This window comes from Micromonospora sp. BQ32, assembly GCF_059358895.1.
This window is the reverse complement of sequence record NZ_JCADBI010000006.1, coordinates 119,297-142,694: the sequence shown is the minus strand read 5'-3', so window position 1 is coordinate 142,694 and position 23,398 is coordinate 119,297. Positions and strand designations below refer to the sequence as shown.

Here is a 23,398-nt window from a genome sequence, read left to right as displayed (position 1 = left end):
ATGACCGACAGCTCAGCCACGGTACGACCGGATCGGCACGCCGAACTCGCGGCCGGTCTGGCACAGGTTCGGTCCCGGGTCGATGATGCCTGCGCGCAGGCCGGCCGGGACCGTGCCGAGGTCACGATGATCGCGGTGACGAAGACCTACCCGGCCAGTGACGTGGTGGCGCTGGCCGGGCTCGGGGTGACCGACATGGGGGAGAACCGCGACCAGGAGGCAGCCGGCAAGGCCGCCGAGGTGGCTGCGGCCGGGGTGCGTCCCCGCTGGCACTTCATCGGGCAGTTGCAGCGCAACAAGGCCCGCTCGGTGGTCCGTTACGCCGACGTGGTCCACTCCGTCGACAGTGTCCGGCTGGCCCGGGCGTTGGCCACCGCGACCGTCGACCGGCAGGCGCCGCTCGACGCCCTGATTCAGGTGAGTATCGACGGCGACGCGGCCCGGGGCGGAGCACTGCCCGACTCGGCGGATCCGGGCTCCGGGTTGGAGCCGGTGGCCGAGGCGGTGGCCGACGCGCCGGGGCTGCGTCTGGTCGGTCTCATGGCGGTCGCTCCGCTGGGGTGGGAGCCGGAGCGGGCGTTCGCCCGGCTCGCGGAGGTCGCCGACGCGTTTCGGGCTGTCCATCCGGGAGCCACCGCGTTGTCCGCCGGTATGAGCGGAGATTTCGAAATCGCGATCCGTTACGGCGCGACACTTGTCCGCGTCGGTAGCGCGTTGCTCGGAATGCGTCCCACGCTGCGGTAGCCTGACCGCGAGACAAGCAAATTACATCAGTGTTGTTTCAGGGGCGGGCGTCTCCTAGTCGGGGGTTGTGGCGCGCGACGCGAATCGCGCGCCGGGGGATTGCCGTTCCGGTCCGATGGGCATGGTTGTCCACTCGCGACGGGCGACATGGCACGGGGGCGCGTGCCGCACGGCGGACGGAAGGGCGCGGGATGGGTGCACTGCGCAAGGCGGGGGTCTGGCTCGGTCTGGTCGAAGAAGACGACGAGCGGGCCTACGACGACGGTGGCTACGACAAGGGTGGCTACCGTGACTCGCGTTACCGGCAGAGCCGGTACGCCGAGGAGTTCGCCGACGACGACGAGGACGACACCGAGGAGCCGCCGGCTCCCCGGCCGCGCGACAGCGGGCGGGGTCGACTCTCCGAGCGGCCGAGTGGGCGGTTGAGTGAGTCCGAGCGCGGTGACGGCGAGCGGCCGGAGCGGATCGAGCGGTCCAGCGTCCGGTCGATCACCCGGTCGTCGGCGGGCGAGACGTCCGGTGCGCTGACCTATCACACGCGGGACAACCTGGCCCTCGCGCCGCAGGTCACGTCGCGCGAGCGGGCTCTGCCGGAGGAGGAGCAGCGTTACCAGATCACCACGCTGCACCCCACCACCTACCGGGAGGCGCGCACCATCGGCGAGCACTTCCGCGACGGGGTGCCGGTGATCATCAATCTCACCGAGATGGATGAGGCCGATGCCCGCCGTCTGGTGGACTTCGCCGCCGGACTGGCGTTCGGCCTGCGCGGTACGATCGAGCGCGTGACCAATCGGGTGTTCCTGCTCTCACCGGCTAACGTCCAGGTCACCGCTGAGGACAAAGCCAAGATCGCTGAGGGCGGCTTTTTCAGTCTGAGTTGACCCCGCCCGACCCGAGGGACGTCGCTGACCGTGTTGTCGATCTTACTGCAAGTGCTGTACCTGATCCTTTATGTCTTCCTGCTCCTTCTTCTGTCCCGGTTCGTGTTGAGCGCCGTCCTGCAGTACGGCCGTCGCTGGCAACCGGGGCGTGGAGCATCGGCAGGATTGGAATCCGTGTGGAGCGTCACTGATCCCCCTCTCAACGCGTTGAGGCGTGTGATCCCTCCGCTGCGAATTGGTACCGTGAGCATCGACCTGGCCTCCCTTGTGCTCCTGGTTATCCTGTTCGTGCTGATGGAGTTCGTGTTAGGGCCGTCGATCAGGGCATCTGCCTGATGACCGACGCGCTTTCGCGGCCGCAACTGACCCGAGGAGTTTCGATGCCGCTGACCCCGGCCGACGTCCACAACGTCGCCTTCAAAAAGCCGCCGATCGGCAAGCGGGGGTATGACGAGGAGGAGGTCGACGCCTTCCTTGATGAGGTCGAGCGCGAGCTCGCCCGTCTCATCGAGGAGAACAACGAGCTGCGCGCCCAGGTGGAGCGCGGTGGCCGTGGCGGCGCCCCCGCCGGCCCCGGCGGCGACGCCCGACTGGCGGCGGAGCTCAACGACGTCAAGGCCCAACTTGACCGGGTGCAGCGCGACAAGTCGGCGGCCGAGCAGGCTGCCCGCGCGATGCAGGCCGAGCTGGAGCAGGTCCGCGCGACCGGCGGCCCGGCCGGCGGCGTCACCGGCGACGGTGAGCAGCAGGCCCTGCGCGTGCTGATGATGGCCCAGCGCACCGCCGACGACCACGTGTCCGACGCGCGCCGCGAGGCCGACCAGCTGCTCTCCGAGGCTCGCAGCAAGGCCGAGGAGGTGACCCGGGAGGCGCGCGCGAAGGCTGACGCCCTTGAGCGGGACGCCCGCCAGCGGCACCAGGAGGCCATGGGCGGCCTGGACGCCAAGCGCACGGCGCTGCAGAAGCACATCGAGGAGCTCAAGCAGTTCGAGCGCGAGTACCGCACCCGGCTCAAGGCGTACCTGGAGAGCCAGCTGCGTGACCTCGACGGTCGTGGCCAGGGCCTCGAGGCCGAGATGACCCGCTCCGAAGCCGGCCGGGTCGCTGGCGGCAACGGGCTGGCCGCAGCGGGTCTCGCTGGTTCGTACGGCGGCGGCGGGCGCTCCGGCGCCCTCGAAGCCGGACGCTGAGCACCGGCCGGCGATCGCTGTCCGCCAATGGTGACGGTCGCCGGCCCGGCCTGGATGGTTCGACGCGGCGGGGGTGAGCCGTGATAGTCGCGAGTCTTCTGCTCATCCTCGTCGCGGTGGTGCTACTGGTGCTCGGCCTGGCCGGTGGCTCCAGCTTCTTGTTGGTCATCTCCATCGCGGCCAGTCTGCTGGCCGCCGTGGCGTTGGTGGTGGGCGCCCGCCAGGCAGCCGCCAACCGCGCCATGGCGGATCCCGGCCGGACCGACCGACGGCACCCCGACGCACCCCGCACGGCCAGCCAGGCCACACCGGGTGTCGCGTACGGGCCGCCGCTGGTCGAGCCGGAGGTGCCGGTTCAGCACGTGCCCACGACGTTTGGTACCGGCGGCACCGGGTGGCGGCAACCACCCGCGCCGCCGGTCGACCAGGCGCCCCCGATCGACGAGGTGTCCTCGCGGGCCCGGCCCGTCAGCCCGGCGTCGCCGATCGCGGCGTCGACCGACGACATGGTCGACCCAGCGGTCCCGGCGGTCGACGAGCCGGCCGCCCAGCAGATCACGGCCGCCGAGGCGGCCCGGGTGGCGCGACTGCTCGACGCCGTCGAGGTCGTCGACGGCCGCCCCCGCTACCACCTCGACGACTGCCCCCACCTGATTGGCTGGCAGCCCGAGACGTTGCCGGTCGCCGAGGCCGTGGAACTCGGCTTCACTCCGTGCGCGCACTGCGCGCCAGCGACCGCTCTGCTCGCCGACGCCCGGCCGATCTGAAGCGGCGCCGGTGCCCGCGCAGGACACGCTCACCGTTGCGGTACGGGTGAAGCCCGGCGCCTCCCGGGACCGGGTGGGTGGCCGCTTCGACGGGCCGCACGGGCCCGCCCTCGTGATCGCAGTCCACGACCCGGCCGTCGACGGCCGGGCCACCGAGGCGGCCCGCCGGGCGTTGGCCGGCGCGTTGGGCGTGCGACCGGCCGCGGTGTCACTGCGTGCCGGCGCGGCCAGCCGGGACAAGCTCTTCCTCGTCGATCGGCCCGGCCCGGGGGTGCCCGAGGTGCTGCGCCGCCTGCGCGACGGATCCGCCGAGTGAGGACAGCCCAGGTAAGGCAGCCGTGACGCCCGGGTTGGATATCGCGCTGCTGCTCGGTGCGGCCGTGCTGCTGGTCGCCGTCGGCGCGGTGCGACTCTCCACCCGGCTCGGCGTGCCCAGCCTGCTGGTCTACCTGGCGTTGGGCGTGGCGATCGGCGAGAGCGGGTTGGGCATCCGCTTCGACGACGTCGAGCTGACCCGGACCCTCGGCTTCTGCGCGCTGATCGTGATCATCGCGGAGGGTGGCCTCACCGCCAGGTGGACCACGTTGCGCCCGGTGCTCGGGCTGGCCTCCGCGCTCTCCACGGTCGGCGTGATCGTCAGCATCGTGGTGGTCGGCGTCGCCGTGCACCTGCTGCTGGGGCTGGACTGGCGGTTGGCGCTGCTCTACGGCGCGGTGCTCTCGTCCACCGATGCGGCGGCCGTCTTCGCCACCCTGCGCCGGCTGCGGCTGCCGCCCCGGCTGGTGGCGACCCTGGAGGCCGAGTCGGGGATGAACGATGCCCCGGTGGTGCTGCTGGTGGTGCTGCTGTCCCACAGCGGCTTCTCGCACCCGTGGTGGTACGAGGTCGCGCTGGTCTGCTACGAGCTTGGCGTCGGCGCGGCGGTCGGCGTGGCCGCGGGCGTCGCCGGCACCTGGGCGCTGCGCCGGGCGGCGCTGCCCTCGGCCGGGCTCTACCCGATCGCCGCGGTGGGCATCACCGTGCTGGCGTACGCCGCGGGGGCGGTTCTGCACGCCTCGGGTTTCCTCGCCGTCTACGTGGCCGGGGTGTTGCTGGGCAATGCCCGCCTGTCGCACCGGCAGGCGATTCTCGGCTTCGCGGACGGGCTGGCCTGGCTCGCCCAGATCGGGTTGTTCGTGCTGCTCGGTCTGCTGGCCTCGCCGGGCCGGCTGGACGCGGCGGTGCTGCCCGCGGTGGTCGCCGGGCTGGCGCTGGTGTTGCTGGCCCGGCCGCTGTCGGTGGCCGTCTCGGCGTTGCCGTTCCGGGTCGGCCTTCGCGAACAGGCGTTCCTGTCCTGGGCCGGGCTGCGCGGGGCGGTGCCGATCGTGCTGGCCACCATTCCGCTCTCCGAGCGGGTGCCCGGCGCGGAGCGGCTCTTCGACGTGGTCTTCGTGCTGGTGGTGATCTTCACGCTGGTGCAGACCGGGACGCTGGGGCCGTTCGCCCGCCGGTTGCGGGTGACCGCGCCGGCCGAGGCCGCCGAGATCCATGTGGAGACCGCGCCGCTGGAGCGGATGCGGGCGGACCTGCTCCAGGTGGAGGTGCCGCCGGGGTCGCGACTGGCCGGCGTGCACGTCGACGAGCTGCGGCTTCCGCTGGGCGCGTCGGTGACCCTGGTGCTGCGCGACGGCGTGGGCTTCGTGCCGGCACCGGACACCCGGTTGAAGACCGGCGACAGTCTGCTGATCGTGGCGACCGCCGGGGTGCGGGACGCTGCGGAACGGCGTTTGCGGGCGGTCAGTCGACGGGGTCGTCTGGCCCGATGGTTTGGTGAGTACGGGGATGAGGTGGTCAATTGATCTGCTAGCGTTCCCTTTGCCCCAGTTAGGCAGGGCTAGGGGCTGTTAGACGGCGCGACGGTGCGGCACGTTGTCGGACGCCTGTACGTTCCGTATTCTTGCCAACCTCCGGAGTGCGCGGCCATCGTCGCCGCGCGCCCCTTTTCGTACATAGGGGACGCCCTGGTCGGCGCCCCCTGTCCAGGCGCCGCGGACCGCGCGGTTCCCCGGCCGAGGGAGCGACCCATGGCGAAGCCAGCCGACACCAGGACCGCCGGGCGCAAGCCGGTGGCCAAGGCCACCCGCAGCACGGCGGAGACCGAGAAGATCCGGGCGGCCCTGGCGGCGCGGCGGGACGAGCTTCGTGCCGAGTACGATCAGACGCTGAGTGAGATCACCGAGCTGCAGCGCGATCGGCTGACCGACTCGGCCGGGGACGACCAGGCCGACACGGGCACCAAGACGCTCGAGCGGGAGCAGGAGATCTCTCTCGCCAACAGCATTCTGGAACGGATCACGCAGGTGGAGCGCGCTCTGGAGCGCCTCGACGAGGGTGGTTACGGCTGGTGCGAGCGGTGCGGCAACCCGATCCCGGTCGAGCGCCTCGCCGCCTTCCCGTCGGCCACCCAGTGTGTGACGTGCAAGCAGCTGGAGGAGCGGCGCTGAGGTCCGTTCCCCGGCGGCGATGAGACGGTGAGCGATCACCGCCAAGACTGTCGATGGGGAGCGAATGACCGCAGTACCGTCCGCCGAACCCGGCCGCACCGACCCGGGCGGCGGCACCCGCCGGCCCCGGGCCGTCGCGATTCTCGCCGGAGTCGCCCTGGTGGCCCTGCTGGCCGACCTGGTCACCAAGCACCTCGCGCTGGCCGCGCTGACCGACCGGGAGCCGGTTCGGCTGCTCGGCGGGTTCGTCTACCTGAGCCTGACCCGCAACAGCGGCGCGGCCTGGAGCATCGGCGCGGACCACACCTGGATCTTCCCGCTGATCACCATCGGGGTGGTCGGCTGGATCGTCTGGATGGCACTGCGGCTGCGCTCGCTGCCCTGGGCGATATCTCTCGGCCTGGTGCTCGGTGGCGCGTTGGGCAACCTCGTCGACCGGATCTTCCGGGCCCCGTCCCCCTTCCACGGGCACGTGGTCGACATGATCAGCCTCTTCGACCCGTACGGTCAGGTCTGGCCGGTGTTCAACCTGGCCGACAGTGCGCTGGTCTGCGGCGTGCTGCTGGCCGTCCTGTTGGAGCTGACCGGCCGCCAGCGTGACGGCCGGCGGGCGGGGCGCGACAGCGACCCGGCCACCACCGACGCCGCGTCGGGCGCCGAGCAGCGGGAGCGGGCATGACCTCCGCGTTCGCCGCTGGCGGCGACCACCGTTCCCTTCCGGTTCCGGACGGCCTCGACGGCATGCGCCTGGATCAGGCCGTGTCCCGCCTGTTCGGGCTCTCCCGCACCGCCGCCGCAGCCCTGGTCGACGCCGGAGACGCGTTGGTCGACGGCGCCGCCCGGCCCAACTCGCACAAGGTCAAGGCCGGCTCCTGGCTGGAGGTCACGCTGCCCGCCCCGGTCGTACCGCCGACCGTGGTGCCGCAGGCGGTGCCCGGCCTGCGGGTGGTCTACGCCGACGACGACATCGTCGTGGTCGACAAGCCGGTGGGGGTGGCCGCGCATCCCAGCCCCGGCTGGACCGGGCCGACGGTGATCGGCGCGCTCGCCGCGATCGGGCACCGCATCTCCACCAGCGGCGCCGCCGAGCGCCAGGGCGTGGTGCACCGGCTCGACGTGGGCACCACCGGGATCATGGTGGTGGCCAAGAGCGAGCAGGCGTACACGGCGTTGAAGCGGGCCTTCAAGTACCGCGAGGTCGACAAGGGCTACCACGCGGTGGTGCAGGGTCACCTGGACCCGCTGCGGGGCACCGTCGACGCACCGATCGACCGGCACCCCACCCACGACTACCGGTGGGCGGTGGTCTCCGGCGGCAAGCCGAGCATCACCCACTACGACACCCTGGAGGCGTTCCCGGCGGCGAGTCTGGTCGACGTCCGGCTGGAGACCGGCCGGACCCATCAGATCCGGGTGCACTTCTCCACCCTGCGGCACCCCTGTGTGGGTGACCTCACCTACGGTGCCGATCCCACCCTCTCGGCCCGTCTCGGCCTGGCCCGACAGTGGCTGCACGCCCGCGAACTGAGCTTTTTGCACCCCCGAACGGGGGACGAGGTCCGGTTCGTCAGCGACTACCCTGACGACCTGGACCGTGCGCTCCAGATCCTGCGTGACTGAGCGGCGACCGCCCGACACCGATCCACAGAGGGGATCCCGCCCGTGCGCGCCGGCAACCTGCTGCGGCAGCTGGACCAGCGGTTGCTGCCGCCGCTGACCCGGGCCGTGGCCCGGTTGGGTGACCGGTCCGCGCGGTCCGGCGTGCTCAGCTGGGCCGCCGTGCTCTCCGCGGCGGCGGTGCTCGGCACCGCGGTCTGGGCGGTCGACGACCGACCGGTCGGCGACCGGACGGTGGGCGAGGTGACCCGGGTCGGCGTTGCCGACGGCGACTCCGTCCCCGGCTACCTGCGGTCCGCCGCGGCCGACCTGGCCGCGCTGCCCGGGTCCGCCCCGGCCGCCGAGGGCGGGACGTACGCGCTGGTCACGCTCGACGCGTATCTGCCACCGCAGCGGCTGGAATCGGTGCTCGGTGACGTCGGCGTCTCGACCGTCTTCGGGCGGGTTCCACTGCTCGGCCGGCAGACCGAGATCGTCAAGATCCCCGCGCTGCGGGTGCCCGACGACGTGGTCGCCGGGATGGCACAGGTGGCGGCCCGCAAGGAGACCGAGGCGGCGGACTACCGGGCCAGGGCCGCCGCGGTCGACGGCGACGGGGTGGGCGAGCGGGAGTTGCGGGAGCAGTACGTCAGCGGCGCCCAGGTGGCCGCCGCCGAGGCGGCCGCGTACCGCACCGGCTGCGCCTGTGTCTACGCGGCGGTGGTTCGCGCGACGCCGGTGGCGCTGCGCGGTGTCGCGGCCCGGCCGGACGTGCGCGCGGTCGACCCCGCCCCCGAGGTGTACCGGTTGGAGCGCACGGTCTTCACACCGCCCCTGCCCGAGCAGCGCGACGTGGTGCGCCCGCCGGCCGACACCGGGCCGAACCCCGCGCCGACCCAGGCCGAGCGGCCAGCGCCAGCGATCAGCGCACCGGTGCCGGCCCCCGTGGGCGAATCGTCGGAACCCGCACCCCTCGTGACGATTCCGTCACCCGAGCCGTCGAAGCCGGAGCCCACCGAGTCCACGCCGCCGAGCGTCACCACCTCGCCGGACGCCGCCGTCGCCGGGCAGTCGTCGCCGCCGCCGTCGTCGTGATCTGCGCCGGCTGGTGTGCGCTCTGAGGTGTGGTCCGAATAGGGTTGGGTTCGTAGCCTGTCAGACAGAGATCGATGGCGCTGGGAGGGCGGGCCGTGGAGGGCAGTGAGACCGGCTGGGGCCGGCCGGCCGAACCAGCGCCGCGGTGGCGCGCGTTGTTGGACCGTGCCCGGCTGGGCGGTCGCGGCGCGGAGCAGACCGAGCCGGAACGGCGCGCCGATGAGCTGCCACCGGACCCGCTGCCACGGCGTGCGGCCCCCAACGGCTACGCCGGTCGGGCACCCGCCATCGGGCATCCGGCCGACCTGTCGTACGGCGCGGAGCCTGGTTACCGGGCCGAGGCGACCTACCGGGTCGACCCCGCCTACCGTGCCGAGCCGGGTTATCGGGCCGAGCCCGACTACCGCGCCGAGCCGGCGTACCGGGCCGAGCCGGACTACCGCGCCGAACCGGCGTACCGGGCCGAGCCGGACTATCGAGCGGAGCCGGCGTACCGGACCGAGCAGCCGGACTACCGCGCTGAGCCGGGTTATCGGGCCGAGCCGGGCTACCGCGCCGAGCCGGACTACCGCGCCACGCCCGGCTACCGGGCCGAGCCGGACTATCGGGCCGAGCCCGACTACCGCGCCGAGCCGGGCTACCGGGCTGAGCCGACGTACCGGGCCGAGCCCGAGCCGCCGGCGCGCGCCCCCGACCCGGTCCCGTCGCGCTACGCGTTGCTGGACAACGGCTACCGACCGGGCGACCCGCCGGTGGAGTCCCGCTACGCCCTGCTGGAGACCGGCTACCAGCCGGAGACCGGCTACCCGGCGGCCGCGCCACCGCCTCCGCCGGTCGCCCCGCCGCCCGCGCCGCCGGTCGCCGTGCCAGTCACGCCGCCCGTCCCCCCGGCACCCGCCCCGGTGGTCGGCTCGGCGGTCGCCGAACGTGCCTACCCGGCCCGGATCGAATGGCGCCCACCGGCCGTCGACCAGGAGCAGGAGCGCGCCAACGGGGTGCTCCAGCGGGACCTGGGCACGCCCCGGGTGTTCGCCTTCGCCAACCCCAAGGGCGGGGTGCACAAGACGACCGCCACCGTGCTCGCCGCGGCGACGGTCGGCAGCGTCCGCGGCAAGGGCGTGCTGGCCTGGGACGACAACGAGCTGCGCGGCACCCTCGGCCTGCGCGCCGGCAGCGCCCGGCACGCCCGGACGATCCGGCACCTGATCAGCGACCTGGCCCAGATCGAGATCCTGGAGGGCGCGACCCTGCTGGACCGGCTGGACGACTACCTGCGGCACGCCTCCGACGGCTCGTACGACGTGCTGGCCGGCGAGGAGAGCCCGCGCTTCGCCCAGCGACTGGACCAGTTCACCGTCCGACGGGTGCTGGAGTTGCTGCGGCGTACCCACGACGTGGTCTGCGTGGACACCGGCAACAACGTGGAGAGCCCCAACTGGCGCACCGTGATGCAGGCCGCCGACCAACTGGTGGTGACCACCGTGCCCCGGGAGGACGCGGCGTTCAGCGCGGACTGGATGCTCGACCTGCTGCACGAGGAGGGCATGGGCGAGTTGGCGGACAACGCGATCACCCTCATCTCCTGCCCGACCCCGGGTCGCTCGACGCTCCAGGACGACCTGGAGCGGCACTTCGCCACCCGTACCCGTGGCGTGGCCGTCGTGCCGTACGACCCGGCTCTGGAGACCGGGTCGTCGATCGAGTACCACCAGCTCCAGCCGGAGACCCGCCAGGCGTGGCTGCGGGCCGCGGCGATGATGGTGGAGCCGTTCGCCCGGTGAGCTGGTCTGCCGCCACCGGGGCCCTCGCCGCGCACCGGGCCTGAGAGGATCATCGGGTGAGCCCGGACAACCCCGACCCTGAGCGGCCCGTCGACGAGCCCGACCAGCCCGCGTCACCCCGTCCGCCGGGCACGAAACCGCCGGAGGTCGACCCGCCGGCCGGGACAGCGCCGGCCGGGACAGCGCCGGCCGGGACAGCGCCGGCCGGGACAGCGCCGGCCGGGACAGCGCCGGCCGGGACAGCGCCGGCCGGGACAGCGCCGGCCGGGACAGCGCCGGCCGGGACAGCGCCGGCCGGGACAGTGCCGGCCGGGACAGTGCCGGCCGGGACAGCGCCGGCCGGGACAGCGCCGGCCGGGTTCGGCCCGGGCCCGCTGCCGGCCTCGGCGGCGTACCAGAGCTCGCTGGAGCTGCGGTTCGACGAGCCGCGGCGTCCGCTGCGCGCCCTGGCGACGGTGCTGGGTGCCGTGCTCGCGCTGGCCACGCTGGGTGTTCCGCTCGGGCTGCTCTGGGCCGCGCTCGCGCCGGACACCCCGGTGCTCAAGACCGCCGAGGGGGCGATCTACGCCGAGCCGCAACCGGAGCAGCCGATCGCCGCCGACGGCTGGTTCAGCCTGCTCGGGCTCGCCTTCGGGCTGCTCGTGGCGCTCGCCCTGTGGTTCGTGCTGCGTCGGCGGCGCGGCCCGGTCGGGCTGCTCGCCGCGGTGCTCGGCGCTCTGGTCGCCGCGCCGGTGGCCTGGCAGGTGGGGCGGCGGATCGGCCTGGCCACCTTCGACCGGCTGCTGGCCACCGCCCCGGCCGGACATGCCTTCAGCAAACCTGCCGACCTGCGCGCCGGCGGGGTGGACTGGCTGCTCGGCGTGCTGCCGGTGCCGCACGGCAACCTGCTGCTGCCGGCGTTCGGGGCCGCGGTCATGTACACCCTGCTGGCTGGTTGGTCGCGCTGGCCGGGGCTACGCCCGGAGCCCGAGCCGGGGGAGTTCAGTTGGGTGTCGGCGGGGACGCCAGCTCCGCCAGCGGCACCGGAACCGCCCGCACCTGACGCAGCAGAGCCGCCTCGCGGTTGAGCAACCGCAGCTCGGCGCGGAGCCGGGAGGCGGTGTCGTCGATCGCCAGCAGCCGCTGCCGGTCGTCGACGGTGAGCGCCGCGGTGGCCGCCACCAGGTGCGAGAGCACCGTCGGGTCCTCCGGCAGCTGTTCGGAGATCTCCTCCGGGTCGGAACGGATCAGGCCGAGGTACTGCCGGAACACCGCGATCACCCGGGCGGCCAGCAGATCGGCCACCTCGTCCGGGCCGCCCGGCTCGGGCAGCCACTCGACGTCAGCGGTCAGGTAGGGCTCGGCGCTGTCGTCGACCTCGGCGATCCGGAACCGACGGCGGCCGACCGTGACGATGTCGAAACCACCGTCGGCCAGCTCGGTCACCTGCCGCAGCTCGGCGGTGCAGCCCACCTCGTGCAGCGTGACCTCGCCGCCACTCGGCGTCGCCCGGCCGCCGGGACCGGCGGGCGCGACCTCCCAGCCGGCCTGGATGGCCACCACGCCGAACTCCCGCGAGGCGCCCTCGGGCAGGTCGACCAGGTGTCGGACCAGCGCCCGGTAGCGCTCCTCGAAGATGTGCAGCGGCAGCACCAACCCGGGAAAGAGCACCGTTGCGAGCGGGAACACCGGCAGCCGTGCGGTCACATGGTCGAGCCTAACCAATCTCGCCCCCCGGGGCGTGGCCCGGCTCACCGTCCCGGCGGACGGGCGGCTCGGGTGCTCGTCGGGCCGGCCGCCTAGACTCGCAAGAGTGCTGAATCGGATCGACCTGCGCGACGGTCTCGGTGACCCGCGCCGCCTGCTGCCCCGTGCCCAGCTCGACGTGTCCGTCGCCGTCGAGCGCATCCGGCCCCTGGTGGAGGCGGTCCGTGAGCATGGGTACCCGGCGATCCGGGAGGCAAGCGAACGATTCGACGGCATCTCCCCGGAGGTGCTGCGGGTGCCGGTCGAGGCGATCACCGAGGCGGAGGGGGTGCTCGACCCGGCGGTGCGTGCCGCGCTGCTGGAGTCCATCGCCCGGGCCCGTCGGGTGCACGCCGACCAGCGGCGCACCGACCACACCACCCAGGTGGTGCCCGGCGGCACGGTCACCGAGCGGTGGCTGCCGGTCGACCGGGTCGGCCTCTACGTGCCCGGTGGCCTGGCGATGTACCCGTCGACCGTGGTGATGAACGTGGTGCCGGCCCAGGCGGCCGGGGTGCGCTCGCTGGTGGTGGTCAGCCCGCCGCAGAAGGACAACGGCGGCCTGCCCGACGCCCGGGTGCTCGCCGCGTGCGCGCTGCTCGGCGTCGACGAGGTGTACGCCGTGGGTGGGGCCCATGCGGTGGCGATGCTGGCGTACGGCGCGGCGGTGGACCCGGCGGGTGAGCTGCGGTGCGACCCCGTCGACCTGATCACCGGCCCCGGCAACATCTGGGTGACCGCGGCCAAGCGGCTGCTGCGTGGCGTGGTCGGCATCGACGCCGAGGCCGGGCCGACCGAGATCGCCATCCTGGCCGACGACACGGCCGACCCGGCGCACGTGGCCGCAGACCTGATCAGTCAGGCCGAGCACGACCCGCTCGCCGCGAGCGTGCTGGTCACCCCGTCGGTGGCGTTGGTCGAGGCGGTCGAGGCGGAGTTGGCCCGGCAGGTGCCGGCGACCAAGCACACCGAGCGGGTCACCACGGCGCTCACCGGTGAGCAGAGCGGCGTGGTGCTGGTCGACGACCTCGAGGCGGGGTTGCGGGTGGTCGACGCGTACGCGGCCGAGCACCTGGAGATCCAGACGGTCGACGCCCGGGAGTGGGCGCTGCGGGTCCGCAACGCCGGGGCGATCTTTGTGGGCGCCTGGTCGCCGGTGTCGCTCGGCGACTACTGCGCCGGCTCCAACCACGTGCTGCCCACCGGCGGCTGCGCCCGGCACTCCTCCGGCCTGTCCGTGCAGTCCTTCCTGCGCGGCGTGCACCTGATCGAATACACCGAGACCGCGCTGCGCGACGTGGCCCCGCACGTGGTCACGCTGGCCAACGTGGAGGACCTGCCCGCGCACGGCCAGGCGGTCCAGGCCCGTTTCCCGGGAGGGTCGGCGTGAGCGAGCGCAGCGAGCGAACCAGCTGGCTCAGACCTTTAATGCGTCACGCCGCCTCGTCGCGAAGCGGGGAGGCGGCGTGACCAGCCTGGACGATCTGCCGATCCGGGCCGACCTGCGGGGGCTGTCGCCGTACGGGGCGCCGCAACTGGACGTGCCGGTGCGGCTCAACACCAACGAGAACTCCCACCCGGTGCCGGAGCCGGTGGTCGAGGCGATCGGCAAGGCGCTCGCGGCCGAGTTGCGCGAGCTGAACCGCTACCCGGACCGGGACGCGGTGGCGCTCCGCGCCGACCTGGCCGAATATCTCGGGCACGGGCTCACCGTCGAGCAGGTGTGGGCGGCCAACGGCTCCAACGAAATCCAGCAGCAACTGCTCCAGGCGTTCGGCGGGCCGGGGCGCAGCGCGCTCGGCTTCGTTCCGGCGTACTCGATGCACCCGCTGCTGGCCCTCGGCACCAGCACCCGGTGGGTGCCCGCCGCGCGCGGCGTCGACTTCGGGTTGACCGCCGAGGAGGCGGTGGCCCAGGTCCGCGAGCACCGGCCGGACGTGGTCTTCCTCTGCTCGCCGAACAACCCCACCGGCACGGCACTGGACCCGGCGGTGATCGCCGCGGTGCTCGACGTCGCGCCCGGCATGGTGGTCGTCGACGAGGCGTACGCCGAGTTCGCCCGACCCGGGACGGTCAGCGCCCTCGCGGTGCTGCCCGGCCACCCGCGACTGGTGGTCACCCGGACGATGAGCAAGGCGTTCGGCTTCGCCGGCGGCCGGCTGGGTTACCTGGCCGCCGACCCGGCGGTGGTACGGGCGGTGCAGCTGGTCCGTTTGCCGTACCATCTCTCCGCGCTCACCCAGGCCGCCGCGCGCGCGGCGGTGGCCCACCGCGATGCCCTTCTCGGTACGGTGAGCGCGATCATGGCGCAGCGGGACCGGATCGTGGCGACGCTGCGCGAGCGGGGGGTGCGGGTCGCCGACAGCGACGCCAACTTCGTGCTCTTCGAGGTGGGCGGCGACCAGACCGTTGTCTGGAACGCCCTGCTGGCGCAGGGGGTGCTGGTCCGTGACGTCGGCCTGCCCGGCTGGCTGCGGGTGACCGCCGGCACCGCCGCCGAGACCGACGCCTTTCTTTCTGCGATGGAGACTTTGTGATGAGTCGGACCGCCCGGGTGGAGCGGATCACCAAGGAGACCAAGGTTCTCGTCGAGATCGATCTCGACGGGACCGGCGCCGCCGAGATCAGCACCGGCGTCGGCTTCTACGACCACATGCTGCACCAGATCGCCCGGCACGGCGGCTTCGACCTGACCGTGCGCACCGTGGGTGACCTGGAGATCGACGCGCACCACACGATCGAGGACACCGCGCTCGCCCTGGGCGCGGCGTTCGACCAGGCGCTGGGCGACAAGGCCGGCATCCGGCGGTACGGCTCGGCGACCGTGCCGATGGACGAGGTGCTGGTCCGGGCCGCGGTGGACCTCTCCGGTCGGCCGTACGTGGTGCACGACGAGCCGGTGCTCGCCCCCTACATCGGGCCGGTGTACGCGACCAGCATGACCCGGCACATCTGGGAGTCCTTCGGCCAGGCGGCCCGGGTCACGCTGCACGTCGACGTGCTGCGGGCGGCCCGGCCGGGCGGTCACCCGGACGCGCACCACGTGGTGGAGGCGCAGTTCAAGGCGGTCTCCCGGGCGTTGCGCGAGGCCACCTCGATCGACCCGCGTTCGGCCGGGGCGATCCCGAGCACGAAGGGCGCGCTCTGATGAGCGCGAGGAGTGCAGCGCAGCGGAGCCCCGCAGCCGCGAATGAAAGGTGGCTCTGATGGGTGCCGCGTTGCCGACGTTGCTGCTGATCCTGGCCGGGGTGCTGGTGGGTGGCTCCTGGTCGCTCTACCGGCAGGGCGCGCCGAAGGCCGCCGTGCTGATCACCGCGGCGCTCGCGGTGCTCGCCACGGCCGCCGGGGTGCTGCGGCTGCTGCCGGAGAACGGGTGATCGGGGTGACGACATGAGTGACGTGGTGGTGCTCGACTACGGCTCGGGCAACCTGCGCTCGGCGGAGCGGGCGCTGGCCGCCGCCGGAGCGGACGTCCGGGTGACCGACGACCTGGCCGCGGCGGCTGCCGCCGATGGTCTCGTGGTGCCGGGTGTTGGCGCGTACGCGGCGTGCATGGCCGGAATCGAGGCGCTGGGCGCCGGCCCGGTTATCGCCGAACGGGTGGCTGCCGGCCGGCCGGTGCTCGGCATCTGCGTGGGAATGCAGGTGCTCTTCGAGCACGGCGAGGAGCACGGCGTGGTGACCAAGGGGCTGGGGCTGCTGCCCGGCGGGGTGACCCGGCTGGCCGCCACCCGGTTGCCGCACATGGGCTGGAACACGGTCCGGGCGCCCCGTGAGTCGGTGCTGTTCGCCGGGTTGACCGAGCAGAGCCGGTTCTATTTCGTCCACTCGTACGCCATGGGCGACCCGGCGACGCTGGCCGCTGCCGGCGCCACGGTGACCACCGCCCACCACGACACGGATTTCGTCGCGGCGGTGGAGCGTGGCTCGTTGTCGGCGGCCCAGTTCCACCCGGAGAAGTCCGCCGACACCGGTGCCGCGCTGCTGCGTAACTGGCTCGCCACGTTGCCCAGCGGTGGCTGAGCGTCGTCACGCGGTGCCCGAGCGGCGGGTGTCGCGGTGAGTCGGGAGCGCGCCCGCCGGCGGGCGGAGCGGGAGGCGGAGCAGGCCCGGGAGCGGGCGGTACGGCAGCGCCAGGTCGCTCGCCGGCAGCGCCGTCGCGCGGTGGTCCGGAGGTTGACGCCGCGGCTGCGGCGGGGTCGCTCCGGGCGGCTGGCCCGGCACACTCGGGGTGAGCGGGCCGCGATCGTGCTGCTCACCGGCGCGGCGTTGATCCTGATCTGGACGTTCGTCGACAACCTGGCGTTGCGTATCGCGCTGATCGTGCTCTTGCTGCTCGTACTGCCGGCGATCGTCGTGATCGCCCTGGACCGTCGTACCTGATCGAGGAGAAGACCTTGAGCCTCACCCTGTTACCCGCCGTGGATGTCGCCGACGGCCGTGCCGTCCGGCTCGTGCAGGGCGCCGTCGGAAGCGAGAGCATCTACGGCGAGCCACTGGACGCGGCGCTGGCCTGGCAGCAGGACGGCGCGGAGTGGATCCACCTGGTCGACCTGGACGCGGCGTTCGGTCGGGGCACCAACGCGCACCTGCTCGCGGAGGTGGTGCGCCAGTTGGACGTGAAGGTGGAGCTCTCCGGGGGCATCCGTGACGACGAGTCGCTGCGCGCGGCGCTGGGCACCGGGGCGGCCCGGGTGAACATCGGGACCGCCGCCCTGGAGGACCCGGTCTGGTGTGACCGGGTGGTCGCGGAGTACGGCGACCGGGTGGCCATCGGGCTGGACGTGCGGGGTCACACCCTGTCGGCGCGGGGTTGGACCCGCGACGGCGGTGACCTGTACGAGGTGCTGGAGCGGCTGGACAAGGCGGGCGCGAGCCGGTATGTGGTCACGGACATCACCAAGGACGGCACGATGCGCGGGCCGAACCTGGATCTGCTGCGTGAGGTGTGTGCTCGTACCGACCGGCCGGTGATCGCCTCCGGTGGCGTGTCCACCCTGGACGACCTGCGGGCGTTGGCGACCCTGGAGTCGGCCGGGGTGGAGGGTGTGATCGCCGGCAAGGCGCTCTACGCGGGCGCCTTCACGGTGGCTGAGGCGCTGCGGACGCTGGCCGAGGCGTGACGGCGACCCGGCTCGGGTCGGGTGGCCCGTGGGAGCAGCGCTACGGCTACTCCCGGGTGGTCCGGGCTGGTGAGCGGGCCTGGACGGCCGGCTGCACGGCGACGGTGGACGGCCGGGTGGTGCACGTGGGTGACGCGGCGGCGCAGACCGCGCAGGCGCTGCGGATCGGGTTGGCCGCGCTCGCGGAGGTGGGTGCGGAGCCGGGCGACGTGGTCCGGACCAGGATGTACGTGACGGACCGGTTGCACGCCGACGAGGTGGGCCGGGCGCACAACGCGGTCTTCGGCGCGGTCCGGCCGGCGGCGACCCTGGTGGTGGTGGCCGGTCTGCTCGACCCGGAGCACCTGGTGGAGGTGGAGTTGGAGGCGTACCTCGGCGATCGCTGAGGTGCCCGCCCCGGGCGGCGTGCTGGTCGGTCTGCGGCTCGATAAATTGTGCACAACTTAATTGTGGCCTACGGTTCAGCGGTGACCGATGACCTGGTGCTGCGCCGGCAGGTGTGCTTCGCGCTCTACGCCGCGTCGCGCGCACTGACCGACGTCTACCGGCCGATCCTCGACGAGGCCGGGTTGACCTACCCGCAGTACCTGGTGCTGCTGGTGCTCTGGGAGCGTCCCGACGACGCCCCCACCGTGTCCGAGTTGGGCGCCGAGCTGCGGCTCGACTCCGGCACGCTCTCCCCGCTGCTCAAGCGGCTGGAGGGGGCGGGCCTGGTGGTGCGCCGGCGGTCGGCCCGCGACGAGCGGCGGGTCGAGGTGGGCCTCACCGAGCAGGGCCGGGCGCTGCGCGAGCGGCTCTGCGACGTTCCGCTGCGGATCGCGCAGGCCACCGGCCTCGGCTTCGGCGAGCTGGTCGCGCTGCGCGACACCCTCACCCGGGTCACCGACACCATCCACCGACAGAAGGAGCAGTGACCACCATGCAGGTGCTCTACACCGCGTCCGCGACCGCCAGCGGCGACGGCCGCGACGGCCACGTCGAGACCTCCGACAGCACGTTCGCGCTCGACCTGGCCGTGCCGAAGGAGATGGGCGGCGCCGGCGGCGCGGCCAACCCCGAGCAGCTCTTCGCCGCCGGCTACGCGGCCTGCTTCCACAGCGCGCTGCGGCTGGTGGCCCGCCGGGCCAAGGCCGACGTGACCGGTTCCGTGGTCGGCGCCGAGGTGGGCATCGGCCCGAACGGCAGCGGCGGCTTCGGTCTCACCGTGCAGCTCGTCGTCGACCTGCCCGCCGCGCCCCGCGAGGTCGCCGAGCAACTGGTCGAGCAGGCCCACCAGGTCTGCCCGTACTCCAACGCCACCCGTGGCAACGTCGACGTCACGCGGACCGTCCGCGAGACCCTGCCCGCGTGACCTCGCGGCCCCAGGCCCCCACCCGCGGACGAGAGGACGACCACCCCGTGACCAGTAACCGCGAGATCCACCTGGCCAGCCGCCCCCAGGGCTGGCCCACCGAGGACACCTTCCGGCTCGTCGAGACCCAGGTTCCGACGCCGGGACCGGGCCAGATCGTGGTCCGCAACCAGTACATGTCCGTCGACCCGTACATGCGCGGCCGGATGAACGACGTCAAGTCGTACGTGGCGCCGTTCGCGCTCGACGCGCCGCTGGACGGCGGCGCGATCGGCGAGGTGGTGGCCAGCGAGGCGGCGGGCATCGCCGTCGGGGCCACCGTCCTGCACGGGCTGGGCTGGCGGGAGTACGCGCTGCTCGACGCCGCCGCCGCCCGTCCGGTCGACCCGAGCATCGCCCCGGTCAGCGCGTACCTGAGCGTGCTCGGCATGACCGGGTTGACCGCGTACGCCGGGCTGCTGAAGGTGGCCGCGATGAAGCCGGGCGAGACGGTCTTCGTCTCCGCCGCGGCCGGCGCGGTGGGCAGCCTGGTCGGCCAGATCGCCAAGCTCAAGGGCGCCGGTCGGGTGATCGGCAGCGCCGGCTCGCCGGCCAAGGTCGAGCGGCTGCGTTCGCTGGGCTTCGACGCCGCCTTCGACTACCACGACGGGGTCCGCGAGTCGCTGCGGGCCGCCGCCCCGGACGGCGTCGACGTCTACTTCGACAATGTCGGCGGCGACCACCTGGAGGCGGCGATCTCGGCCATGAACCTGCACGGCCGGGCCGCCATCTGCGGCATGATCGCGCAGTACAACGCCACCGAGCCGCCGGCCGCGCCACGCAACCTGGCGCTGGTCATCGGCAAGCGGCTCACCCTGCGCGGCTTCCTGGTCAACGACCACAACGACGTGCGGTCGGCGTTCGTCCGCGACGTCGCGGGCTGGCTGCGCGACGGCACGCTGTCCTACGACGAGACGATCGTGGACGGCATCGAGAACGCCCCGGCCGCGTTCCTCGGCCTGCTGCGCGGCGACAACCTCGGCAAGATGCTCGTCAAGGTGTGACGCGGGCCTCCCACACGGCGGTCGACCCGATCGGGTCGACCGCCGTGCCGCGTGCGGAGGATAGGCTCGCGGCATGACGGTGGCGGTACGGGTGATCCCCTGTCTGGACGTGGACGCCGGGCGGGTGGTCAAGGGGGTCAACTTCCTCGACCTGCGGGACGCCGGCGACCCGGTGGAGCTGGCCGCCGCGTACGACCGGGCCGGCGCGGACGAGTTGACCTTCCTCGACGTCACCGCGTCCTCCAGCGACCGGGGCACCATGCTCGACGTGGTGCGCCGCACCGCCGAGTCGGTGTTCATCCCGCTGACCGTCGGCGGTGGGGTCCGGCAGGTCGCCGACGTGGACACGCTGCTGCGCGCCGGGGCGGACAAGGTCGGCGTGAACACCGCCGCCATCGCCCGTCCGGAGCTGATCGCCGAGATCGCCGATCGGTTCGGCCGGCAGGTGCTCGTGCTCTCCCTCGACGTGCGCCGGTCACCGAACGGCGGCACGCCCAGTGGCTTCGAGGTCACCACGCACGGCGGTCGCCGCGGCACCGGCATCGACGCCGTGTGGTGGGCGCACCGGGGCGCCGAATTGGGCGCGGGCGAGATCCTGCTCAACTCGATGGACGCCGACGGCACCAAGGCCGGCTTCGACCTGGAGTTGATCGCCGCGGTGCGAGCGGTGGTGGACGTGCCGGTGGTGGCCAGTGGGGGCGCCGGCGAGGTGGCCCACTTTCCGCCCGCGATCGGCGCTGGCGCGGACGCGGTGCTCGCCGCCAGCGTCTTCCACTTCGGCGAGCTGACCGTCGCCGAGGTCAAGGACGCGCTGCGCCTCGGCGGCCATCCGGTGCGCTGAGCCGGTCAGCGCTCGCCGGAGTGCCCCTCCGGTGACCGACGCGGGGTGGGGATCGAACGGACCGCGTACTCCTGGACGGCGGCCGCGTGGTCGGCCTCGTCCAGGATCCAGTCGGCGCTGCCGGGCGCGTGCCGGCGGGTCAACACACCCTGCACGGTGTCCACCATGGTCGCCACGCCCGCGCGGGGGCGGGTACGCCAGAGCTGCTCACCCTCGGCGGTGATCCTGAACCAGCCGTCGGCGACGCTGACCAGCCCGGCGCCGACCAGCCGCTGGACGGCGGCCTCCACCTCGTGTCGCTGCGGGATCGCGTGGTTGAGGTGGTCGGCGGTGGAGAGCACGTCGGTCAGGCGGACGCCCTCCGGCCGTCGACTTGTCGCCGACCGACGGTGCCGTCCGGCCCCGCTCGCGATGACGAGCGAAACGAAGATCCAGGCGTCCGTCCAGCGCCAACCGTTCTCCCCCATGCAGAGATGATGACGGCGCGCGTCGCGGAAGGGAACACCCACCCTCCAACCGGTACGCAGCACCACCGCCACGTACCGGTTCGCGGACGGTCGGTGAGGGTTCAGCCGGTGGGGGCGGCCGGCGCGGCGCTACCGGGCGGGGGCGCGGCGCGATCGGGTTCGGTGCCTTCCGGCACGGCGAACAGCGGGATGAAGAACTGCGCCAACGGACCGATGGCCAGCGCGTACGCGACGGTGCCCAGGCCGACCTTGCCGCCGAGCAGCCAGCCGAGCGCCAGCACGGTGATCTCGATGACGGTGCGCACCAGCCGGACCGACCGGCCGGGCCGGCGGGCCACGTACCCGGTCATCAGGCCGTCGCGGGGGCCGGGCCCCAGCCGGGCGCCGAGGTAGAGAGCGGTGGCGGCGCCGTTGGCGACGATCCCGGTAATCAGCATCGCGATCCGGACGCTGAGCGGGCCACCCGCGGGCAGCAGGGCCAGGGTGGCGTCCACGACGAGGCCAATCACCACGACGTTGCTGACCGTACCGAGGCCGGGTCGCTGTCGCAGCGGGATCCAGAGCAGCAGGACCAGCGCGCCGACGCCGATGGTGACCGTGCCGAAGGAGAGCCCGGTCAGCTTTGAGAGCCCCTGGTGGAACACGTCCCACGGGTCGAGGCCCAGGTGGGAGCGGATCATCAGGGCCATGCTGACGCCGTAGAGCGCGAGCCCGAGGTAGAGCTGGACCAACCGTCGAACCGGCCGGTGCCGCAGATTGCCAAGCAGTGCCATGCATGCCACCCTAGGTGCCAATCCTCGTCGAGGAAGGAGCCAATATCCGAGGAGTGGCTATGACCGGGCAGGTGCGCGGCGTCCAATTGGCCCGTCTGCTCGGGCAGTGGCATGCCCTGCCGGGCCGCCGCCGCAGCCCCGACTACGCCGCTCTGGCCGGCTCGGTACGCGGGCTGCTCGCCGACGGCCGGCTGCCGCTGGGCGTCCGCCTGCCGGCCGAACGGGAGTTGGCCGAGGCGCTGCGGATCAGCCGGACCACGGTCACCGCCGCCTACCGGCAACTGCGCGAGACCGGGCACCTGGCCAGCCGTCGGGGCGCCGGCAGCTGGACGATGCTGCCCGGCAACCACCGGGTGGCCAGCACCGGCCTGTGGACCCCGCTGGACGACCGGGAGATGCTCGACCTCGGCGTCGCCGCGCTGGCTGCCCCGCCGCAACTGCTCTCCGCCGCTCGGGCCGCCACCGAGGACCTGCCCCGCTACCTGAGCGGGGCCGGTTACCACCCGACCGGCATCATCGAGCTGCGCGAGGCGGTGGCCGACGCGTACACCGCCCGAGGTCTGCCCACCTCGGCCGACCAGATCATGGTCACCAGCGGCACCCAGCACGCACTGGATCTGGTGCTGCGGCTCGCCCTGGCCCCGGGCGGCGCCGTGCTGGTCGAGTCCCCGACCTACCCCAACGCCCTCGCCGCGCTGGCCGGCCGGCGGGCCCGGATCACCACCCACGGTCTGGCCGCCGACGCCGGCTGGGAGCCCGACCTGCTGCTGGGCAGTCTCCGGCAGACCCGGCCCAAGCTGGCCTACCTGATTCCGGAGTTCCAGAACCCGACAGGGCACCTGATGCCCGCCTCGCTGCGCGAGCGCGTGGTGGCCGCCGCGCACGCGGTCGGCACCGATCTGATCATCGACGAGTCCTTCGTGGACCTGTCGATGGACGACACCGAGCTACCGCCCCCGGTGGCCACCTACGACCGGCACAGCCGGGTGATCAGCATCGGGGGGATGAGCAAGCCCTACTGGGGTGGCCTGCGGATCGGCTGGGTGCGCGCGTCCGCGCCGCAGGTGCAGCGGCTGGCCGCCGTGCGGGTCGGGGTCGACATGGCCAGCCCGGTGCTGGACCAACTGGTCGCGGTGCACCTGCTCGCCGACGCCGAGGCGATCGTCGCCGACCGCCGCGTCCAGTTGGCCGTCCAGCGCGACGCCCTGCTCGGCGCGCTGGCGCACCGGCTGCCGGAGTGGCGGGTCACCGTGCCACGGGGTGGGGTGACACTGTGGGCCGAGTTGGACGGCCCGGTCTCGAGCGCGCTGGCCCGGGCCGCGGAGGAGGCCGGCGTACGGCTGGCACCCGGCCCCCGGTTCGGCCTGGACGGCACCCTGGAGCGCTTCCTGCGGCTGCCGTTCACCCTGCCCGCGGCGGACCTTGTGGAGGCCGTCGGGCGGATCGCGGCGATCCGCTACGACCTGGACCGGGCTGGCCGGCAGCGGTGGCGCGAGCCCGCCGTCATCGCCTGAGCGCCCCGCTGCCACGAACGC

29 protein-coding genes are annotated in these 23,398 nt (G+C 73.3%); 26 read left to right on the top strand and 3 right to left on the bottom strand.

Features of this window, described 5'->3' with window-relative positions:
• From AC5L30_RS14720 to AC5L30_RS14660, 13 genes are all read left to right on the top strand, one after another.
• Positions 1 to 744, top strand: coding sequence for a YggS family pyridoxal phosphate-dependent enzyme (locus AC5L30_RS14720; protein WP_494867808.1), 744 nt, complete (start codon positions 1 to 3; stop codon positions 742 to 744).
• A gap of 191 nt (positions 745 to 935) precedes the next feature.
• On the top strand, positions 936 to 1,628 hold the full coding sequence (locus AC5L30_RS14715; RefSeq protein WP_238660713.1) for a cell division protein SepF: 693 nt from the start codon (positions 936 to 938) through the stop codon (positions 1,626 to 1,628).
• 30 nt (positions 1,629 to 1,658) lie between these two features.
• Positions 1,659 to 1,964 (top strand): YggT family protein, encoded by a 306-nt coding sequence (locus tag AC5L30_RS14710; RefSeq protein ID WP_030334503.1) that lies wholly within the window; start codon positions 1,659 to 1,661, stop codon positions 1,962 to 1,964.
• A 44-nt stretch (positions 1,965 to 2,008) separates the two neighbouring features.
• Positions 2,009 to 2,818, top strand: a complete 810-nt coding sequence (locus tag AC5L30_RS14705) for a DivIVA domain-containing protein (RefSeq protein WP_036411965.1) — start codon at positions 2,009 to 2,011, stop codon at positions 2,816 to 2,818.
• A gap of 80 nt (positions 2,819 to 2,898) precedes the next feature.
• Positions 2,899 to 3,585 carry a hypothetical protein gene (locus AC5L30_RS14700; protein WP_494867806.1) on the top strand — a complete coding sequence of 229 codons (687 nt, stop codon included), beginning with the start codon at positions 2,899 to 2,901 and terminating at the stop codon, positions 3,583 to 3,585.
• A 10-nt stretch (positions 3,586 to 3,595) separates the two neighbouring features.
• On the top strand, positions 3,596 to 3,901 hold the full coding sequence (locus AC5L30_RS14695; protein ID WP_494867804.1) for a DUF167 domain-containing protein: 306 nt from the start codon (positions 3,596 to 3,598) through the stop codon (positions 3,899 to 3,901).
• A gap of 22 nt (positions 3,902 to 3,923) precedes the next feature.
• The gene (locus tag AC5L30_RS14690; RefSeq protein WP_494867802.1) at positions 3,924 to 5,423 is read left to right on the top strand and encodes a potassium/proton antiporter; all 1,500 of its coding nucleotides are present in this window, start codon (positions 3,924 to 3,926) and stop codon (positions 5,421 to 5,423) included.
• Between the two features lie 225 nt (positions 5,424 to 5,648).
• Positions 5,649 to 6,068: a TraR/DksA family transcriptional regulator gene (locus tag AC5L30_RS14685; RefSeq protein ID WP_124770807.1), complete on the top strand. Its 420-nt coding sequence runs from the start codon at positions 5,649 to 5,651 to the stop codon at positions 6,066 to 6,068.
• 64 nt (positions 6,069 to 6,132) lie between these two features.
• A complete protein-coding gene (gene lspA / locus AC5L30_RS14680; protein WP_494867800.1) occupies positions 6,133 to 6,747 on the top strand; it encodes a signal peptidase II in 615 nt (204 codons plus the stop codon).
• Positions 6,744 to 7,688 carry an RluA family pseudouridine synthase gene (locus tag AC5L30_RS14675; RefSeq protein WP_494867798.1) on the top strand — a complete coding sequence of 315 codons (945 nt, stop codon included), beginning with the start codon at positions 6,744 to 6,746 and terminating at the stop codon, positions 7,686 to 7,688. The genes lspA and AC5L30_RS14675 overlap by 4 nt, the downstream gene beginning before the upstream one ends.
• 42 nt (positions 7,689 to 7,730) lie before the next feature.
• Positions 7,731 to 8,759, top strand: coding sequence for a hypothetical protein (locus AC5L30_RS14670; protein WP_494867797.1), 1,029 nt, complete (start codon positions 7,731 to 7,733; stop codon positions 8,757 to 8,759).
• Positions 8,760 to 8,833: 74 nt separating this feature from the next.
• The gene (locus AC5L30_RS14665) at positions 8,834 to 10,540 is read left to right on the top strand and encodes a MinD/ParA family ATP-binding protein (protein ID WP_494867796.1); all 1,707 of its coding nucleotides are present in this window, start codon (positions 8,834 to 8,836) and stop codon (positions 10,538 to 10,540) included.
• A 302-nt stretch (positions 10,541 to 10,842) separates the two neighbouring features.
• The gene (locus AC5L30_RS14660) at positions 10,843 to 11,607 is read left to right on the top strand and encodes a DUF2567 domain-containing protein (RefSeq protein ID WP_494867795.1); all 765 of its coding nucleotides are present in this window, start codon (positions 10,843 to 10,845) and stop codon (positions 11,605 to 11,607) included.
• On the opposite strand, the gene AC5L30_RS14655 is transcribed toward AC5L30_RS14660, so the two are convergent.
• Positions 11,522 to 12,226, bottom strand: coding sequence for an LON peptidase substrate-binding domain-containing protein (locus tag AC5L30_RS14655; RefSeq protein ID WP_494867793.1), 705 nt, complete (start codon positions 12,224 to 12,226; stop codon positions 11,522 to 11,524). The two genes, AC5L30_RS14660 and AC5L30_RS14655, sit on opposite strands and share 86 nt — an antisense overlap.
• A gap of 106 nt (positions 12,227 to 12,332) precedes the next feature.
• Here AC5L30_RS14655 and hisD point away from each other — a divergent pair, with 106 nt between their 5' ends.
• The 12 genes from hisD (at position 12,333) to hisF (ending at position 20,623) form a co-directional block, all read left to right on the top strand.
• Positions 12,333 to 13,655: a histidinol dehydrogenase gene (hisD, locus tag AC5L30_RS14650; protein WP_494867791.1), complete on the top strand. Its 1,323-nt coding sequence runs from the start codon at positions 12,333 to 12,335 to the stop codon at positions 13,653 to 13,655.
• Between the two features lie 76 nt (positions 13,656 to 13,731).
• Positions 13,732 to 14,802 carry a histidinol-phosphate transaminase gene (locus AC5L30_RS14645; RefSeq protein WP_494867790.1) on the top strand — a complete coding sequence of 357 codons (1,071 nt, stop codon included), beginning with the start codon at positions 13,732 to 13,734 and terminating at the stop codon, positions 14,800 to 14,802.
• Entirely contained in the window at positions 14,802 to 15,413 is a 612-nt protein-coding gene (gene hisB / locus AC5L30_RS14640; RefSeq protein WP_030334475.1) for an imidazoleglycerol-phosphate dehydratase HisB, read from the top strand. Before AC5L30_RS14645 ends, hisB begins: the two co-directional genes overlap by 1 nt.
• A 58-nt stretch (positions 15,414 to 15,471) precedes the next feature.
• Entirely contained in the window at positions 15,472 to 15,642 is a 171-nt protein-coding gene (locus AC5L30_RS14635; RefSeq protein WP_494867788.1) for a hypothetical protein, read from the top strand.
• 13 nt (positions 15,643 to 15,655) lie between these two features.
• Positions 15,656 to 16,288 (top strand): imidazole glycerol phosphate synthase subunit HisH, encoded by a 633-nt coding sequence (gene hisH, locus AC5L30_RS14630; protein ID WP_494867787.1) that lies wholly within the window; start codon positions 15,656 to 15,658, stop codon positions 16,286 to 16,288.
• Between the two features lie 36 nt (positions 16,289 to 16,324).
• A complete protein-coding gene (locus AC5L30_RS14625) occupies positions 16,325 to 16,648 on the top strand; it encodes a hypothetical protein (protein WP_184177053.1) in 324 nt (107 codons plus the stop codon).
• Between the two features lie 14 nt (positions 16,649 to 16,662).
• A complete protein-coding gene (priA, locus tag AC5L30_RS14620; protein ID WP_238661682.1) occupies positions 16,663 to 17,388 on the top strand; it encodes a bifunctional 1-(5-phosphoribosyl)-5-((5-phosphoribosylamino)methylideneamino)imidazole-4-carboxamide isomerase/phosphoribosylanthranilate isomerase PriA in 726 nt (241 codons plus the stop codon).
• The gene (locus AC5L30_RS14615; protein WP_350861187.1) at positions 17,385 to 17,774 is read left to right on the top strand and encodes a RidA family protein; all 390 of its coding nucleotides are present in this window, start codon (positions 17,385 to 17,387) and stop codon (positions 17,772 to 17,774) included. The genes priA and AC5L30_RS14615 overlap by 4 nt, the downstream gene beginning before the upstream one ends.
• Positions 17,775 to 17,855: 81 nt before the next feature.
• Positions 17,856 to 18,302: a MarR family winged helix-turn-helix transcriptional regulator gene (locus AC5L30_RS14610; protein WP_494867785.1), complete on the top strand. Its 447-nt coding sequence runs from the start codon at positions 17,856 to 17,858 to the stop codon at positions 18,300 to 18,302.
• A 5-nt stretch (positions 18,303 to 18,307) separates the two neighbouring features.
• Positions 18,308 to 18,739: an organic hydroperoxide resistance protein gene (locus AC5L30_RS14605; protein ID WP_494867962.1), complete on the top strand. Its 432-nt coding sequence runs from the start codon at positions 18,308 to 18,310 to the stop codon at positions 18,737 to 18,739.
• 47 nt (positions 18,740 to 18,786) lie between these two features.
• Positions 18,787 to 19,782, top strand: coding sequence for an NADP-dependent oxidoreductase (locus AC5L30_RS14600; RefSeq protein ID WP_494867784.1), 996 nt, complete (start codon positions 18,787 to 18,789; stop codon positions 19,780 to 19,782).
• 73 nt (positions 19,783 to 19,855) lie between these two features.
• Positions 19,856 to 20,623, top strand: a complete 768-nt coding sequence (gene hisF, locus AC5L30_RS14595; protein ID WP_112582731.1) for an imidazole glycerol phosphate synthase subunit HisF — start codon at positions 19,856 to 19,858, stop codon at positions 20,621 to 20,623.
• Positions 20,624 to 20,628: 5 nt separating this feature from the next.
• Here hisF and AC5L30_RS14590 read toward each other — a convergent pair whose 3' ends face one another.
• On the bottom strand, positions 20,629 to 21,090 hold the full coding sequence (locus tag AC5L30_RS14590) for a hypothetical protein (RefSeq protein ID WP_357712758.1): 462 nt from the start codon (positions 21,088 to 21,090) through the stop codon (positions 20,629 to 20,631).
• Between the two features lie 101 nt (positions 21,091 to 21,191).
• Positions 21,192 to 21,863, bottom strand: a complete 672-nt coding sequence (yczE, locus tag AC5L30_RS14585; RefSeq protein ID WP_494867782.1) for a membrane protein YczE — start codon at positions 21,861 to 21,863, stop codon at positions 21,192 to 21,194.
• A 59-nt stretch (positions 21,864 to 21,922) separates the two neighbouring features.
• Here yczE and yczR point away from each other — a divergent pair, with 59 nt between their 5' ends.
• Positions 21,923 to 23,377 (top strand): MocR-like transcription factor YczR, encoded by a 1,455-nt coding sequence (gene yczR / locus AC5L30_RS14580; protein ID WP_494867781.1) that lies wholly within the window; start codon positions 21,923 to 21,925, stop codon positions 23,375 to 23,377.
• Positions 23,378 to 23,398: the final 21 nt, after the last annotated feature.